11 protein-coding genes are annotated in these 16,912 nt (G+C 64.2%); 4 read left to right on the top strand and 7 right to left on the bottom strand.

The features are described from left to right. Positions 1-251: 251 nt before the first annotated feature. Entirely contained in the window at positions 252-1,976 is a 1,725-nt protein-coding gene (locus HHL14_RS02200; RefSeq protein ID WP_169495934.1) for a glutamine--tRNA ligase/YqeY domain fusion protein, read from the top strand. Between the two features lie 277 nt (positions 1,977-2,253). Then, on the top strand, positions 2,254-3,147 hold the full coding sequence (locus HHL14_RS02195; protein WP_230412909.1) for a transporter substrate-binding domain-containing protein: 894 nt from the start codon (positions 2,254-2,256) through the stop codon (positions 3,145-3,147). A gap of 49 nt (positions 3,148-3,196) precedes the next feature. On the opposite strand, the gene HHL14_RS02190 is transcribed toward HHL14_RS02195, so the two are convergent. The 3 genes from HHL14_RS02190 to HHL14_RS02180 all read right to left on the bottom strand — a co-directional run bounded on the left by HHL14_RS02190 (position 3,197) and on the right by HHL14_RS02180 (position 5,814). After that, the gene (locus tag HHL14_RS02190; protein ID WP_169495932.1) at positions 3,197-3,652 is read right to left on the bottom strand and encodes an NUDIX hydrolase; all 456 of its coding nucleotides are present in this window, start codon (positions 3,650-3,652) and stop codon (positions 3,197-3,199) included. Between the two features lie 88 nt (positions 3,653-3,740). Then, on the bottom strand, positions 3,741-4,130 hold the full coding sequence (locus HHL14_RS02185; protein WP_169495931.1) for an RT0821/Lpp0805 family surface protein: 390 nt from the start codon (positions 4,128-4,130) through the stop codon (positions 3,741-3,743). A 220-nt stretch (positions 4,131-4,350) separates the two neighbouring features. Beyond that, positions 4,351-5,814, bottom strand: coding sequence for a cytochrome-c peroxidase (locus HHL14_RS02180; RefSeq protein ID WP_169495930.1), 1,464 nt, complete (start codon positions 5,812-5,814; stop codon positions 4,351-4,353). Between the two features lie 229 nt (positions 5,815-6,043). Here HHL14_RS02180 and HHL14_RS02175 point away from each other — a divergent pair, with 229 nt between their 5' ends. Then, complete coding sequence (locus tag HHL14_RS02175; protein WP_169495929.1) at positions 6,044-7,624, top strand: acid phosphatase; 1,581 nt, start codon at positions 6,044-6,046, stop codon at positions 7,622-7,624. 133 nt (positions 7,625-7,757) lie between these two features. Here HHL14_RS02175 and HHL14_RS02170 read toward each other — a convergent pair whose 3' ends face one another. Next, positions 7,758-9,323, bottom strand: a complete 1,566-nt coding sequence (locus HHL14_RS02170; RefSeq protein ID WP_169495928.1) for a methyl-accepting chemotaxis protein — start codon at positions 9,321-9,323, stop codon at positions 7,758-7,760. A gap of 235 nt (positions 9,324-9,558) precedes the next feature. Here HHL14_RS02170 and HHL14_RS02165 point away from each other — a divergent pair, with 235 nt between their 5' ends. Beyond that, positions 9,559-11,121, top strand: coding sequence for a metal-dependent hydrolase family protein (locus HHL14_RS02165; protein WP_206002151.1), 1,563 nt, complete (start codon positions 9,559-9,561; stop codon positions 11,119-11,121). A gap of 359 nt (positions 11,122-11,480) precedes the next feature. Here the strand turns inward: HHL14_RS02165 and HHL14_RS02160 are convergent, their stop codons facing one another. From HHL14_RS02160 to HHL14_RS02150, 3 genes are all read right to left on the bottom strand, one after another. After that, positions 11,481-12,350, bottom strand: a complete 870-nt coding sequence (locus HHL14_RS02160; RefSeq protein ID WP_169495927.1) for a peptidyl-prolyl cis-trans isomerase — start codon at positions 12,348-12,350, stop codon at positions 11,481-11,483. A gap of 21 nt (positions 12,351-12,371) precedes the next feature. After that, positions 12,372-14,138: a ShlB/FhaC/HecB family hemolysin secretion/activation protein gene (locus HHL14_RS02155; RefSeq protein WP_169495926.1), complete on the bottom strand. Its 1,767-nt coding sequence runs from the start codon at positions 14,136-14,138 to the stop codon at positions 12,372-12,374. 71 nt (positions 14,139-14,209) lie between these two features. After that, complete coding sequence (locus tag HHL14_RS02150) at positions 14,210-16,249, bottom strand: two-partner secretion domain-containing protein (protein WP_169495925.1); 2,040 nt, start codon at positions 16,247-16,249, stop codon at positions 14,210-14,212. Between the last annotated feature and the right edge of the window lie 663 nt (positions 16,250-16,912).

Here is a 16,912-nt window from a genome sequence, read left to right as displayed (position 1 = left end):
GCCTCTCCGCCTCTCCGCCTCCCAATCACCAATCCACATCCCTTCGCGCCCATTCGCCCCTTTCTATCGCACCGCTCCAATCCATCGCCGGTCCACGACCAATGCGCCCCCGCCCCCCACTCAAATCACCCCGCAAAACCCGCCCCACCGTTGGCCGCGCGCCGCAAGCGCCTGCCGCAAGCGGGCTCGTCAGGTAGAATTAACGGCTCAGCGGGCGCATTGCGCGCCCCAACGGACTCTCATCTTCTCGCATGAATACCGAACGCAAAGACGCTGAACGCAACGACGCGCCCGCGGCATCCAATTTCATCCGCAACATCATCGACGACGACAACCGCACCGGCAAATGGAGCCAGCGCGTCGAGACGCGCTTCCCGCCGGAGCCGAACGGCTATCTGCACATCGGTCACGCGAAGAGCATCTGCCTGAACTTCGGCGTCGCGCGCAGCTACGGCGGCGTGTGCCATCTGCGTTTCGACGACACCAATCCGGAAAAGGAAAGCGTCGAATACGTCGACTCGATCATCGACTCGGTCAAGTGGCTCGGCTTCGAGTGGAAGAAGGACAACACCGAGCATCTGTATTACGCGAGCAACTACTACGACAAGCTGTACGAGTACGCGGAGCTGCTGATCCAGCGCGGCAAGGCCTACGTGGACAGCCAGTCGGCCGAGGAAATGCGCGCCAATCGCGGCTCGGCGACCGAAGTCGGCACGCCGTCGCGTTTCCGCGAACGCTCGGTCGAGGAGAACCTCGACCTGTTCCGCCGCATGAAGGCCGGCGAGTTCAAGGAAGGCGATCACGTGCTGCGCGCGAAGATCGACATGTCGTCGCCGAACTTCAACATGCGCGACCCGGTCATCTACCGCATCCGCTTCGCGCATCACTACCGTACCGGCGACGCGTGGTGCGTGTACCCGATGTACGACTACACGCACTGCATCTCGGACGCGCTCGAAAACATCACGCATTCGCTGTGCACGCTCGAGTTCGAAGACCATCGTCCGCTGTACGACTGGATCCTCAACGAACTCGCCGACGCGGGCATCTTCACGCGTCCGCTGCCGCAGCAAATCGAGTTTTCGCGCCTGAACCTGACCTACGCGATCACCAGCAAGCGCAAGCTGCTGCAACTGGTCAACGAAGGCCACGTGGACGGCTGGGACGATCCGCGCATGCCGACCATCGTCGGCGTGCGCCGGCGCGGCTTCACGCCGGAGTCGATCCAGCTGTTCTGCGAGCGCATCGGCGTAACCAAGGTCGATTCCTGGATCGACATGAGCGTGTTCGAAGGCGCGCTGCGCGACGATCTCGACGCGAAGGCGCCGCGCACGGTCGCCGTGCTCGACCCGGTCAAGCTGATCATCGACAACTTCCCGGCCGACCTCACCGAGCCGTGCAGCGCACCGGTGCATCCGCATCATCCGGAACAGGGCGTGCGCGAATTCCCGATCTCGCGCGAACTGTGGATCGAGCGCGAAGACTTCACGGAAACGCCGCCGAAGGGCTACTTCCGGCTGTTCCCGGGCAACAAGGTGCGTCTGCGTTACGGCTACGTGATCGAGTGCACTGGCGCGGACAAGGACGAGAACGGCAACGTCGTCGCGGTGCACTGCAACTACTTCCCGGACAGCAAGTCGGGCACCGAGGGCGCGAACAACTACAAGGTCAAGGGCAATATCCACTGGGTCAGCGCGACGGCGGCCTGCCCGGCCGAGGTGCGCATCTACGACCGGCTCTTCAAGGAAGCGCAACCGGACGCCGGTGGCCGCGACTTCCTCGAAGCGCTGAACCCGGATTCGAAGCGCGTGGTCCAGGCCTACCTCGAAACCGGCGCGCGCCATGCGCTGCCGGAACAGCGCTACCAGTTCGAGCGCCATGGCTACTTCGTCGCCGACCGCGTCGATTCGCAGCCGGGTAAGCCCGTATTCAACCGCATCGTCACTCTGCGCGACAGTTGGGGCAAGCCGGCGTAAGCTGGCATCGTCGGCGCCGGTCGTGCCGGCCCGACCGGGTTGACTCAGGCGTGTGTCCCGGTCACGGGATACACGCCTTTTCGTTACATGAAGGTTGCATAACGTTCGATCGACACTCACTGCGCGCTCGACCAGGCGCGCCGGTCCGGGAGGTCCGATGAAAATTGCAGCCCACCGCGGGGAAGCGACCGGGGGCACCACCATTCGAATCGATCCGCGCGCGCGGATGCCGCGTCACGTGCGCGGCGTGCATCACGCGCGCGGCGTACGGGGCAGCATGCGGGGCCTAGTCGCCGCGCTGGCCGTCTGCGGGACGCTCGCCTGCGGCGGCGCGGCCCGCGCGGACGAACTCACCGGCACGCTCAGAAAGATCCACGACGACGGCGCGGTCGTGCTCGGCGTGCGCGAGGCGTCGATTCCGTTCTCGTACTTCGACGGTAAGCGCACGGTCGGCTACTCGCAGGCGATCGCGATGCAGATCGTCGATGAAATCAGGAAGACGCTGAGCATGCCGCAACTGCGGGTGCACGAAGTCACGGTGACGTCGTCGAACCGCACGCCGATGCTGCTGAACAACCAGATCGATCTCGAATGCGGCTCGACCACGCACACGGTCGAGCGCGAAAACGTCGCCGCGTTCTCGGACAGCTTCTTCCAGTACGCGGTGCGCATGATCACGCGCAAGAACAGCGGTATCGACGATTTCGCGGATCTGGCCGGCAAGCCGGTCGTGACGACCGCCGGCACGTCCGACGAGCGCCTGCTGCGACGTCTGAACACCGACCGGCAGCTGAACATGCGCATCATCAGCGCACGCGATCATCAGGAAGCGTTCACCGCGATGAAGGATGGCCGCGCGGTCGCGTTCGTGATGGACGAGCCGATCGTCTACGGCTTCAGGGCGACCGATCCGCACCCCGAGGATTTCGTCGTGACCGGTACGCCGCTCGGCTACGAGGTCTACGCGTGCATGTTCCGCAAAGGCGACGAGCCGTTCCGCTCGCTCGTGAATCGCGTGATCGCGCATTCGCAGACTTCCGGCGATGCCGAACGCCTCTACAGGACATGGTTCACGCAGCCGATTCCGCCTCATGGGATCAATATCAATTTCCCGCTGTCCGAGCAGAACCGCGCGTTGTTCGCGCATCCGAACGACCGCGCGCTCGATTGACTGCCGGCGTTCTTGCTGGAGTTTTTGCCGGCGCTAGCGCCCTATTGCACTAGCGCCCGAGCGAGCGGTGCAGCTCCGCGAGCGACAGCGTCGTCTCGAACAGCCGTGTGAGACTGCGGCTCGCGTAGCGCGGGATTTCGTCGATCGACGCCCAGCGGTACGCGTCCATTTCGGGGATCAGCGTGCCGTCCGAGCGGCGCGGAAATAGCGACGTGCAGGTGCAGCCGCTCAGATCGAGTTCATCGACGCCGGCGCGCGCCGCGAACAGATGCAGGTCCTTGTCGCGCCGATAGACGAAGAGCCCAAGGTCCTTCAGGCGCGCGGGCTCGAGCGCGATACCGGTTTCCTCGACCATCTCGCGCAGCGCGGTGGTGTGCGGCGCCTCACCGTCCTCGCCGTGCCCTTTCGGAATGTCCCAGTGCGTGGTTTCGGTCGCGTGCGCGAGCAGCACGCGGCCATCGGGATCGAGCAACACGATCCCGCACGACACGATGCGCGGGCTCATCGCCAGACCTCTTCACGACGACGCGCGGCGCCACGCGCTGCCTTAACCACGCCAGCTACACCAATCAAGCTCATCCCGCGCATGCGCTTCAATGCTTTTTCTGCAGTTGCCACGGGCCTTCGCCTTCCTTACAGAAGGTCGGGCGCAGATGCACCGCCTGCCCCTTCGCGTTGAGCACGACCGCGAGGTCGCGGCAGGTGCGCCCGCCATCGTTGGCGGTACTGCCGAGCGTAATGTCGGCGTCGATCTTCACGCTATTGCCGGTGCCTTCGTTGTCCCACTTCAGGCTCTCGCCGTCTTTCTTATCGTTGAGCGCGCCCACCACCGTGTGCTTGAGCGAGTCGACGTCGCGTTGCTTCATGTAGGTAATCGGCGTGTCGTTCAGAAAACCGAGGTTCGCGGCTTGCGCGCCGAGCGCAGCGCCCAGCAGCAGACTCGCGGCACACAGACGGAACAGCATGGGGGTTCGCATCGACATGAACGATTCTCCTCGAAAGAGTGCGCGACGCTCGCAGGCGCGCGGCGGCTTTTGATCCAGACCTCAAAAGCATAGCATGCACGATTCGATGGATTCGGACGACTCAGCTTGCAGCGCGTGACAGGAGAGCGTCGGATAAGGAGCGCCGTGCTGGCGATCGCTACGACGCGCGTTGATCCACATCTCTCTGCACCAACCCGTACCAACCGCACCAGCCCCCTCACCGTGCCGCCGCCGCCTTCCCCTCCGGCCGATACCCATCGGTCAACGTCTTCAGAAACGCCACGACGTCGGCGATCTCGGCTTCATCGAGCGCGGGCTTGTCGCCCGGCTTGCGATCGAACGGCGGCTCGGTATTCAGATTGGCCCAGTAGCGCTGCGGCAGATCGTCGAACTTGCGCACCTTGCCGCCGACAACCGGATAGAACTTCCCGGGGTTCGTATCGCGCTCGACATAAAACCGCACCACCTGTTCGAGCGAGTGATAGATGCCGTTGTGAAAGAAGCTCTGCTTCAACGCGACGTTGCGCAGCGTCGGCGTGCGGAAGATACCGCAGAATTCGTCGCGGCCCTTCAGGTCGGTGCGCTCCGGTCCGCACGCGCCGAGGTCGTAAAAATGCGGATCGCGATTAGCCGGCAGCGCGCGGTTGCGCGGCACGCCGATCGCGATCAGACCGAAGTCGCTGAATTGCGGCGGCGCGCCGTCGCGGGTGCGCTGGCTGATGTGGCAACTCGCGCAGTTGCCTTTGCGTTCGTCGTTGAAGAGTTCGAGGCCGTGCAGCTCGGCGGCGCTGAGCGAGGCCTTGCCGGCCAGATACGCGTCGTACTTGCTCGTGTACGGATAGAACAGCTCGGGCGTCTGCTCGAACGTGCCGAGCGCCTGCAGCACGGCGTTGAAGGTTGCGTCGTCGTTATCGAAGATGTGTTCGCCGAAGGCCGCGCGAAACGCGTCGGCGTACGGCGCGGCCTTGACCGCCGCCGTCACGCGCGCGGGCGAGCTGCCCATCTCGAACGACGACAGCAACGGAATGCTCGCCTGTGCGCTGCCTCGATCGACGCGCCCATCCCACGTCAGACCGCCGGTCGGACCGGCATCGACGCTTTCGTCGCCTTCGTCATCGGACTCGTGATAGTGCTCGGCGAACGCCGGCACCGATTGCAGATACTTCAGCGTCGGCGCGGCGCGCAGCCCCGCGCGCCGCATATCGCTGCCGCCCAGTTGCACCGGGCGCGCGTTGGCCGGCGTAAAGCCGTGCTCGGGACTGTGGCACGACGCGCAGGCGAGCTTGCCCGAGCCGGACAGCGTCGGGTCGAAGAACAGCTGCTTGCCGAGCGCCGTCATCTGCCGCACCGATTCGTAGACCTGCGCGCGACTCTGGCCGGCGTCGTGCGCGGCGACCTTGACCGTGGAGGCGGTAACCGGCAACGCAGGCGCGGCTTGCGTGACTGGCGAAGCGCTCGCTGCCACCGCACCCACCGCGCGAGGCTGACCATCGCCACCTGCGCCCGCGCCGGCACCGAGCGCGGACTTTGCGTCCGCGTTCGCGCCCGTATCAACGGCACTCGCGGCGGCCCCGGCTCCCGCCCCCGATCGCCCATCGCAAGCCGTCAGCATCGTCGTCAAACCCGTTACGGCCAGCGCAACCGCCAGCGCCCGCCGCATCACCGCTGCTCGAATTCCCATCAGACCAGGCTGCACATACGCAAGATGAATCCATGCTGTCGAAACCATCGAGCGTATTTCGTTTACATGTCTATTACATGACGTTTTGCCTACAACGAAACTCAAATAAGAATGTATTCGTAATTAATTACATCTTTCTGTCAAAAACTGACGACACACTTTCGCCAGCAAGCCGCCTCCTGCAAACCAAAGCGGCTCGTCCCCAACGCGAGAGTGAGAACCCAGTCCAATGAAGAACACCATGATCCGCGCGACGCCCATCGCAATCGCGGCCGCGCTGAGCCTGTATGCGTGCGGCGGCGGCAATGACGCCATCCAGCCCGACATCACGTCGATCAAGACGGTCGTCGTGATCTACGCGGAAAACCGCAGCTTCGACAACCTGTACGGCAACTTCCCCGGCGCGAACGGTCTGCAGAACGTGAGCGCGACGAACTCGACCCAGGTGGACCGCAACGGCGCGGCGCTCGCGACGCTGCCGCTGGTCTGGAACGGCCTCACGCAAACCGGCGTGACGCCGGTCGTCACCGAGGCGATGACGGCCAACCTGCCGAACAGTCCGTTCGCGATCGATGACCCAAAGGGCTTCAACACGCCGATCAGCGCGACGACGCGCGACCTGTATCACCGCTTCTACGAGAACCAGATGCAGATCAACGGCGGCAAGAACGACAAGTTCGCCGCGTGGGCGGATTCGGGCGGCCTCGTGATGGGCCATTATTCGCTGAACGCCGACAAGCTGCCGCTGTGGAAAATCGCCCAGCAATACACGCTCGCCGACAACTTCTTCATGGGCGCGTTCGGCGGCTCGTTCCTCAATCACCAGTGGCTGATCTGCTCGTGCACCCCGCTCTACCCGAACGCGGACAAGAGCCCGGCGGCGGGCTCGGTGTCGGCGGTCGAGAGCGACGGCGTCACACTGAAGCTCGCGGCGAATTCGCCGGCTTCGGCCCTCAGCGGTCCGCCCAGGTACGTGCTGTCGGGCAACCTGACGCCCGACTTCTACGCGATCAACACGATGCAGCCGCCGTATCAGCCGAGCGGCAACAAGGCAGCCTCCGGCGGCGATGCAACGCTCGCCGACCCGTCCGCGGCGACCACGCTGCCGCCGCAGACACAGCACCACATCGGCGATCTGCTGAACGACGCGAAGGTCTCGTGGGCGTGGTATGGCGGCGCGTGGGGCGCGGCGATGTCGGCCGCGCAGAACGGCACGTCGAACGTGATCTACGGCGCGAATCTGACGGCGCCGAATTTCCAGCCGCATCATCAGCCGTTCAACTACTTCGCGGACCTGGCGCCCGGCACGACGAATCGCGCGCAGCATCTGCTCGACGGCGGGATGGCCGGTTCGGAGTTCATCAAGGCGATCGACGCGGGCACGCTGCCGCAGGTGTCGTTCTACAAGCCGCAGGGCAACCTGAACGAACACCCGGGCTATACCGACGTCTCGTCGGGCGACCAGCACATCGCGGACGTGATCGCGCATCTGCAGAAGAGCCCGCAGTGGAACAACATGCTGGTCGTCGTGACCTACGACGAAAACGGCGGCTTCTGGGATCACGTCGCGCCGCCGAAGGCCGACCGCTGGGGACCGGGCACGCGCATTCCGGCGCTGATCGTGTCGCCGTACGCGAAGAAGGGCTACGTCGATCATACGCAGTACGACACGACGTCGATCCTGCGCTTCATCACGCGCCGCTTCTCGCTGCCGACGCTGCCGGGTATCGCCACCCGCGACGCGGCGCTCGCGAGCAACGGCAGCAAGCCGATGGGCGACCTGACGGCGGCGCTGAATATCAGGCAGTAATCGGGGGCACTCGATAAGGATGACCGGCAGCAGCAACCCGCCATTGCGGTGGGACTTCGACGGGCAGCTTTGGCTGCCCGTTTTTTGTGCGGCGGGATGTGCGCTCGCCGCACTCACAGCGCGGTTGCGACCATCAATGCTCGGCAGCCGCCCCCTGCAAGTGAAACATATTGACGACGTCGCGCAGCATCTGCGCCTGCTCCTGCATCGACTGCGCGGCGGCCGCTGCCTGCTCGACCATCGCCGCGTTCTGCTGGGTGGTCTCGTCCATCTGCGCGATCGCGAGATTGACCTGCTCGATGCCGCGGCTCTGCTCCTCGGACGCCGCCGAGATCTCGCTGATGATGTCGGTCACCCGCTTCACCGCGCCGACGAGCGAGTCCATCGTGCCGCCCGCCTTCTCGACCAGCGCCTTGCCGCTGTCGACACGCTCGACCGAATCCTCGATCAGGCTCTTGATCTCCTTCGCCGCATCCGCGCTGCGGCGCGCGAGATTGCGCACCTCGCCCGCGACCACCGCGAAACCGCGCCCTTCCTCGCCGGCGCGCGCCGCCTCGACGGCCGCGTTCAGCGCCAGAATATTGGTCTGAAACGCGATGCTTTCGATCACGCTGATGATATCGACAACCCGCGCCGAGCTCGCCGCGATGCTCTGCATATTCGCGACGACGTGCTGCACGGCCTCGCCGCCCTCGCCCGCGAGCTTCGACGCCGACAGCGCCATGCGATTCGCCTGCAGCGCGTTGTCGGCGTTCTGCTTGACGGTCGCGGTGAGCTGCTCCATGCTCGCCGCCGTTTCACCGAGCGACGACGCCTGCTGCTCGGTGCGCGCCGACAGATCGAGATTGCCCGCCGCGATTTCCTCGGCCGCGACCGTGATCGTCTCGGTGCCGCCGCGGATGCGCCGGATCGCGTCGGCGAGGCGGCTCTGCATGCGCTGCATCGCGAACAGCATGCTCTGCCGATCGTCGCCGGCGAGTGCGACCGGGCGCGACAGATCGCCGTCGGCAATTGTTTCCGCGACGCTCGCCGCATAAGCGGGCTCGCCGCCAAGGCTGCGCTTCACGTTGCGGATGATCAGCACGAGCGCGGCCGTGCTGAAGCTGCCGATCACGAGGATCGTCAACAGATAGCGCAGCAGATCGGCACGGAACGCCGCGTCGATGTCGTTCACGTAGACGCCGGAAATCAGATACCAGTCCCACCCGGCGAAGCGCTTGACGAAGCTGATCTTCGGCACGCGCTCGCTGTTGCCGGCAAGACGCGCCATGTAATCGACGAAACCCTCGCCCTGCGCCTGCGCGAGCTTGACCATCTCGACGAACAGCAGCTTGCCGTCGCTGTCCGCGTAATGCGACACGTCCTTGTTGCGCAGATCGGCCAGCACCGGATGCATGATCACGACCGGCGTCGCGGTCGTCACGATCATGTAGCCGTTGCCGGGATAGCGCATCGTCGCGAGGCGCGCCATGGCCTGCTGCTTCGCCTGCTCCGGCGTCAGCTCGTGCCGGTCGGCGCGCTGCGCGTAATCGGCGACGATACCGTAAGCACTCTCGACGATGTTGCGCACCGCCGACTTGCGCTCGCCGAGCATCGTCTCGCGCGACTGCCACGCGGCCCAGCCGCCAAGGCCGAGCAGACCGAGCCAGGTGATCAGTAATGCCAACCAAAGTTTAGTGTTCAGGCTGAGTCGGTTCACGCGGAGACCTCCATGCGATGCATCAAACGGTTCTCGCGAATTAACGGCAGCGCGCGCGATTTCCTGAGTCGGGAAACACCCGAAGCGGGCCGCGCGACGGTGTCCGGAGCCTCGCTCGTACAGGCTATCGCATCGCCGGCACAAGCTGCTAAGATGCGCCGAATGCATGATGAACGCCTGTCCCGGCGCGGCATTGTGTCGGCGGCGGCGCCCCTTTTCAGCCAGGGAGTTCCGAATGGAAATGCAAGCATCGCAGAGCCACACAGGCGCCGCGGGTTGGGGTTGTGTCTGCCACAGTCCGGCGTTTCTGCGGCTCAATGCCCGTCTCGGTGGACTACTGAACGAGACGCCCGATCCGTTGATCGAGCCGTCGTTTGAGCCGTCGTTCGCCGACTTCCTTCCAGCTTCAGCCTCGCATCACGCGTTGCCGGGCAGCTCAAGCTTCGCCAGCGCGGCAGCCGCCTCCGGCACGTCGGCCTCCGCGCCGCAACCCGGCGCCTCCGCGTCATCTCACCAGCAGCAACCGCCGGTCGCGTTCACCAACATTCGCCTGTTCGACGGCAAGAGCAAAACGCTGAAGAGCGGCCTGCGCGTGATCGTCACCGGCAACAAGATCAGCGCGGTCGAACCCGACGACGGCCAGAAGCTCGACGGCATGCAGGTGATGGACGGCAGCGGACATACGCTGATGCCGGGGCTCATCGATGCGCACGCGCACATCATGATGGCGTCGCTATCGATGCAGCAATTGATGGTTGCCGACATCGGCTTCGTCAATCTCGCCGCGGCGAGCGAAGCCGAGCGCATGCTGATGCGCGGCTTCACCAGTATCCGCGACATGGCCGGCCCTTCGTTCTCGCTGAAGAAGGCGATCGACATCGGCATGGTGCCGGGGCCGCGCATCTGGCCGTCGGGCGCGATGATTTCACAGACTTCAGGACACGGCGACTTCCGCATGCCGTACGAGATTCCGTCGCATGCGGGGCAGCCGCTGTCGCGCGGCGAGGTGCTGGGCGCCGGCGCGATCGCCGACGGCACGTCCGAAATCCTCAAACGCGCGCGCGAGCAGTTGATGCTCGGCGCGAGCCAGTTGAAGCTCGCGGCGGGCGGCGGCGTCGCGTCCAGCTACGACCCGCTCGACGTGTCGCAATACACGGAAGCCGAGTTTCGCGCGGCCGTCGATGCCGCCGAGAACTGGGGCACCTATGTGGCCGTTCACGCGTACATGCCGCGCGCGATCGCGACTGCGGTGCGCGGCGGTGTGCGCTGCATCGAACACGGCCAGTTGATGGACGAGAACACCGCGAAACTGCTGGCCGACGAAGGCATCTGGATCAGCCTGCAACCGTTCCTCGACGACGAGGACGCGATCTTCTTCCCGGCGGGTTCGCCGAGCCGGTTGAAGCAGATCGAGATGTCGAATGGCACCGACACCGCTTACGCGCTCGCGAAAAAGCACGGCCTGAAAACCGCGTGGGGCACCGACACGCTGTTCGACGCGAAACTCGCGACGCGCCAGGGCGCGCAGCTCGCGAAGATGACGCGCTGGTACGAAGCCGCCGACGTGCTGACGATGGCGACCAGCACCAACGCCGAACTGCTCGCGCTGGCAGGACCGCGCAACCCCTACCCCGGCAAGCTCGGCGTGATCGAACCGGGCGCGCTCGCGGACATGCTGGTCGTGAGAGGCGATCCGCTCGCGAACATCCAGCTGCTCGCCGATCCGGGCAGCCATCTCGCGGTCATCATGAAGGATGGGCGTATTTTCAAGAACACGTTGGGGGTGGCGTTTAACTGAGCCGCTCGGTCGAAACGATCGATGAGACGAGCGGAAAAAAAGAAGGGTTACGGACGCAAGGCCTGTAACCCTTCGATGATTCTGGTACGGCAGAAGGGGCTCGAACCCCGACCCTCGCTTCGAAGGCCGAGAAACCTCAGGACGCATTGGCGGACATCATTGCCCCACTGGAAAATCGCAGACATTCATCTGCAACTCGGGCACGACCGATAGTTGTGTTGTTAAGTTTGCCTTGCCAGATACCGCTACGGAAAGCAAATTTCTGCCGTCCGGCGCAACGGCGCGTAATCGCCCGCGATGCGGTCTCTGATTGGGAACGCCTTTGTCGATTCAGTCATCTGAACCGTAAAGCCGGCCCGTCACTGCTGGATCGTCGCGTCCTTCATCAATCCTGCCGTGAACTCCGCAGCGGCCTTCTCCGCCGACAGCATCTGCAACTGCAGTCGGATCGTGCCCTTCACCTGATCGAACACTGGCACCTGCGTCGGCCGCTTCGCGTCGAGCTTCACGATGAAACGCACATTGCCCACCGCAATCGCCTCCGGGCTCACCCCGCCGACCGGCAACTGAGTGATAGCCTGCGCGACCGCGAGCGGCAGACCACTCGTCTTGCCTTCGGTCACCGGCGTTTTGAAACTGACCCACGGCAACTGCCCACCACTCGTCTTGCTAGGGGCGACGCTATATTGTTGGGCCAGCAGATCGAAAGCCTTGCCCGCCTTCAGTTCGCTGACCACCGTGGCGGCCGTCATTGGATCGGAGACCGCGATGATGCGTGGCTTGTATTCTTCCTTGCCGAGTGAAGCAACGATTGCGTCATAGCGTGCTTTCACCTGCGCGTCCGTCACCGGCTCGGGATGAATGGTGTCCTTCAGATATAGCTGCGTCTCGGCGTTGACCTTCGCCTCGTTCATCGCCTGCCGCACTTCCGGCTTCGTGTCGTAATGCGCCTTCTCCGCGCCCTGACGGAACAGTTCGCGCTCGATCAGTTGCTGTTTGAGCACCTGGCGCAACTGCGGCGTATCGGACTGATGCCCCATCTGTCCGGCGAGCCGCACGGCTTCGTCGAGTTGCGACTGTGGGATCGCCACGCCGTTGACGATCGCGACCGTGCCCGCCGGCAGCGATGCAGCCGGCGCAGAAGCCGTCTGCGCGAATGCGGGCACGGCGACACCGAAGCCGATTGCCAATGCGGTGGCAAGCGCCGTTTTATAAGACGCTCTGTTCATTTCCTTTGCCTTCATGTTTTGTCAGTATGTCCAGTTGAGGGTGCCAAGAATGAGTGTCGCTTTGGGCCCAAGGGCCGCGGGTTGTGTCAGCGCACGCCCTGCGAGCAACTCGCCCGACAGAATCTGCTGGTGCCATTGCCACTGCGTACGCACGCCGAGGCCCGCGCCAACAAGCGACGGGAAACCCGGGACGGCGATGAGTCCCGCTTTGCCGGCATCGAAGAACACGTAGGGTTCGATGCGGCCATCCTGCCACGCGGGCGTATTGACCCACGCGAGTTCGTTGCGCGAGTAAATGCCCCGGTCGCCGGCAATTTCACCGGAGCGGAAACCCCGTACCGTGTCCATGCCGCCGAGGTACAACTGCTCGGAGCCGTACAGCGCGACGTTCGTGTACTGTCCGCCCAGCACGCCGCGATATACGAGCTGCGCGCGACCCAGCGGCGGCAGCGGCACCGTGAAGGTGGCCGTCGCGTCGAATTTGGTGAACTGGCCGTGCGCGTCGGTGCGTGCGATGTTTGGCCTGTTGTGGTCGGCCTCGAGCCACGGCAGTCCCTGTGAAAGACCGGCATCGAGCGTCACACTGCCTGGCGCATTGTTGAACTCGAACTTGTGCAGCCAGTTGCCGCCGACCCGCAGCACCGCAATATGTTGCGGGTCGAAATCGGCGTCGTTCACTTCGCGATCCGTGCGCCGCCACGACAGCGTGGCATCGAGATTGACGATGTCGGTCTGCGTGCGATCGAGTGCGTAGTTCCAGCCGAGGATGTGGCTCAGCGTGCGTCCGTAGAGCAGCGCGGTCGTGCCGACCACCTCCTGATATTCCGAGTCGGACAGCGTGTAGCTGAAAGTGTGGCGACCGAACGGAACCGCGAACGAACCGACCAGCGCGTTGCTATCGGTGCTATCGATGAAATTCAGGCTCAACGATTCCTGCAGGCCGATCAGGTTGTCCGCCTCGATGCCCGCGCGATAACGCGTGACGCCGGTTGCCGAGCTGCCGTAGTTGTCGACGCCAAGGCTGTAGTAGACGCCATCGCCAGAACGATTGCTGATGTCGACGACCGAATCGCCGACGCTCTGCCCCGGCAGCACCTGCACCGTCGCCTGGTTGCGACGCAGGCGGTTGATCTGCGAGACACCCTGGTCGATATCCTCCAGCCGCAGCGGTGCACCAGGCGCGGCTGGAAACGCGTTCTCATAGCCAACGTCCGTGAGCCAGCCGCCGCCGGCGGACTTCTCATCCTTGCCCAGACGCTGGATCGGCTTACCGTTGACCGTATAGCTGCCGATGTGGCCCACCTGGATCGTGACAGTCAGCGTGCCGCTGCCGAGATTCTGCGGTCCGAGCAGCGCGCGGGTGGTCACGTAGCCTGCGTCCACAAAGGCCTCGGTAAGACGCTTGAGCAGCACGTTGATACGATGCGAGCCGAGTGCGTGGTCGGTGAACGGCTTGATGATCGCGTCGAGCCTCGCCTGCGGCATGCCCGACGACGACACGAACGGCTTCTTATCCGCTCCGGCCAGCACGATCCGGTTGACGGCAAACGTCGGCCCGGTTTCAACGATCTGGTCGATCGGCGTATCCAGCGGGATATCGAGCATCGTTTCCGCTGATGACGGCGCAACAGCGATCGACGCCGGCGGCTGGGCAAGCTGCCGTTGCCGCGCCCGCTGGCGTTGCTCGTCGATGAGCTGCTGGCCAGGGTCCTGCACCGGACGCACCGGCGCGCCTTGTGGCAACGACGGCGATGCAGGCAGCGAGGTCTGCGCAAGCGCGGGCGTCATGCCCGCCACCTGCAGGACCGCTGCCGCCAACAGGGTGATATCTGGGTGAATGCGAAATGAACGGCTACACATCAGTAGCCGATCCATGTGGTCAGACCGAGATGCTGGCCGATCTGCACCGGCGTGCTCGACGGAGCACGGACGGTCGTGATCGTGCCCGTAGCGCTGACACCCTTCGCGCCGCTGATCGAACCGCCATCGATGATGGCGTCGCCCGTGAGATGCACGGCGCCGTCCGCGCTGAAGCCGCCGCCGACGTCCGATGCAATGATCTGCGCCCATGTGCTGCCGAAGAACGCCTTGAAGCCGCGATCCTGGTTGATCGCCGAATAGCCGGTGACGCCCTGTGCGTAGGTGACGGGTGCTGTCACGTCTATATCGCCCTGCGCGAACACGTTGCCGCCAAGATTGCGCGCGACATTGCCCGCCGTGATCGACAGATCCGCGCCGGACTGGATCGTGCCGCCGTACGGCGTCACGCTGCTCGATGCGCTGCCGTGACAGAAGATCCAGCAACCGTGCGAATAGCTCGCCTGGCCGGAGAACACGGCGGCGTTGCTGAATGTGTCCTTCGCGGTGACGCTGATCGCGCCGTCGTTCGACTGGATGATGCCGCCGCTATTGGTCACGTTGTTGCCGGAGATCGTCACCGGGCCCGCGGTCGATGCGATGTACGCGAGCTGCGACGGTTCGCTGACCGTGCCGTAGTCGACGTCGAAGCCGCTCGATGTGTGCGTGAAGAACAGGAAGCTGCCGCCGGTGTTTGACCACGCCACCGGTGCGCCACCGTTGACGCCGTCTGTGTGGTCGATGATGTTCTGCACGTCGCCCTGCGCGGTCAGCGTCAGGCCCTGGTTCGATAGAATTCGCGCGTTGTCGTTCGTGATGTCGCCTTGTGCGTTTAGCGACGTGGTGCCGTTCGCGGCGAAGATGATGCCAAGGTTCGCGGGCGTCGAGCGGTTCGTGATGCTGCCGTTTGCGGTGAACGTGACGTTGCCGCCGGTGGTGGTGCCATCCGTGGCGATCAAGCCTGCCTGGATCAGGCTTCCGGTGTTCGTGATGTCGCCGGAACTGGTCAGGTTGACCGAGCCCGCGAGCGCGCTCAGCGTCGATGGGCCGGTGGCATCGTCGCTCAGAGCAATCGTGCCGGCGTTCACCGTTACGTCGTGCGCGGCGCTCATCTGCGCGCCCTGCAGTGAGACGGTGCCTGGCGTCGTGATCGCGATATCGTGTTCGGCCTTGATCGAACCGTCTGCGGCCGTCACGTCACCGTTCGTCTTGACGACGACGTCACCCGCGCTCGCGTAGAGATTGCCAAGGCTGCGCACGCCCGCGCCCTGATCGGTGACGACCAGTTGCACGTGACCGCCCGTCAGGCCGCCAGCGGCGGTGATGTCGATCGCGAGAGCGTTGCCGGTGGTGCCTGGCGAGGTGCTGCTGACCAGCCAGTCGTGGCCGTTGTCCGAGGGAGAGAAGCCGGTGTCCCAGGTAGTCGTGCTGTCGCCAATGGTCGCGCGTACGCCGCCGGTAGAGCTGGTGTAGTCGTTCGTGACCGGGCCGCTTACCGTGAGGTGCTTCGCCACCAGATCGAGATTCACGAGTGTGGACGACAGGCCGCCTGGGCCGATCGTAATCGTGCCGCCATTTGTGGTCAGCACGACGTTGCGTTGCATGATGCCGGGCGCGAGCGTCTGGTCGCTGAAGCTCACCTGGCCGGTTGACAGCACGACGTGGCCTGCGTTGACGAAACTGCCGCCATCGACCGTCACGCCGTTCGGGTTCGCGAGGATCACGTTGGCGCGCGGGCCCAGCACCGAGATCGCGCCCTGGATCAGCGAGGGGTTCGTGCTGGTGACCTGGTTGACGATCGTGTTCGCGTTGATGCCGGTGTTGTTGAGATCGGCACCGGCTGCGCTGACGTTGAACGACGAATAGGTGTTATGCGAGACGCCACCCACTGCCGGGGAGAGGCTGACGGTCTGGTGGCCGTTGCTGGCGGTTGCAACGGATGTGGCTGTGCGTCCATCAGTGACAATACCGGCGGCATTTGCCGGGTTATATAGACCGGCCGTCGCCAGCAGCAGGTACAGCTGTAGCGGTTTGATGCACATGTTGTTGTTCTCTTTCCTTCGCTGGAAAACTCCGTCGTTTTCTGGAGCGCGTGTTGCGTGTGACTGGCCGGCTATGCGACCGTCCCGCCGATGGTCTCGTATCCAGGACCTGACACACCCGACGTTCGCAACACCCCACAATCCCAGACGCGATGCAGCGTTGCACCCGCCCCGATGCGATCTCACTTCCTGAGTTTTTTGTCCCGGCGCGTTTTGCCAGCGCGCACGTGACGCTCGTTAAAGAGCAATGCGCACTGGCAGGTCTCGCGCGCGCGGATGTACGCAATCTAACCGTTCCTGGCCAGGCTGACTGTCAAGATTTGTGAGGCCACCTGGCGGCTAAAGAAGAGGTGTCTGTCTTACTGTTTCTCCCGATTCGGAGAAATGCGGAAGCGCCCACAGGTTGCTTCCGGATTGAGTTTCGCGGTGGACGCGGCGGGCTCACTCGCCGCTTTCTTCGTCTGTCTCGTCATCGAGCTTTGCCGCGTGATCGCCGGAATTCGATAGATGAGCCACGATGAGGACGCACGCCGACGCAAAAAAGTACAAACCCGGCACGTGGCCGGGTTCGTCTCATTGCTGTCATCTGTGCAATAACCGGTGCGCGCCTATTCTGCAACCTCTCGTTCTAGTAACGATTCACGAATCTCGATCGAAGATCCA

The sequence above is a fragment of the Paraburkholderia antibiotica genome (assembly GCF_012927125.1).
Taxonomy (GTDB): domain Bacteria; phylum Pseudomonadota; class Gammaproteobacteria; order Burkholderiales; family Burkholderiaceae; genus Paraburkholderia; species Paraburkholderia antibiotica.
The sequence above is the reverse complement of the archived record's forward strand: the minus strand, read 5'-3'. Positions and strand labels throughout refer to the sequence as shown.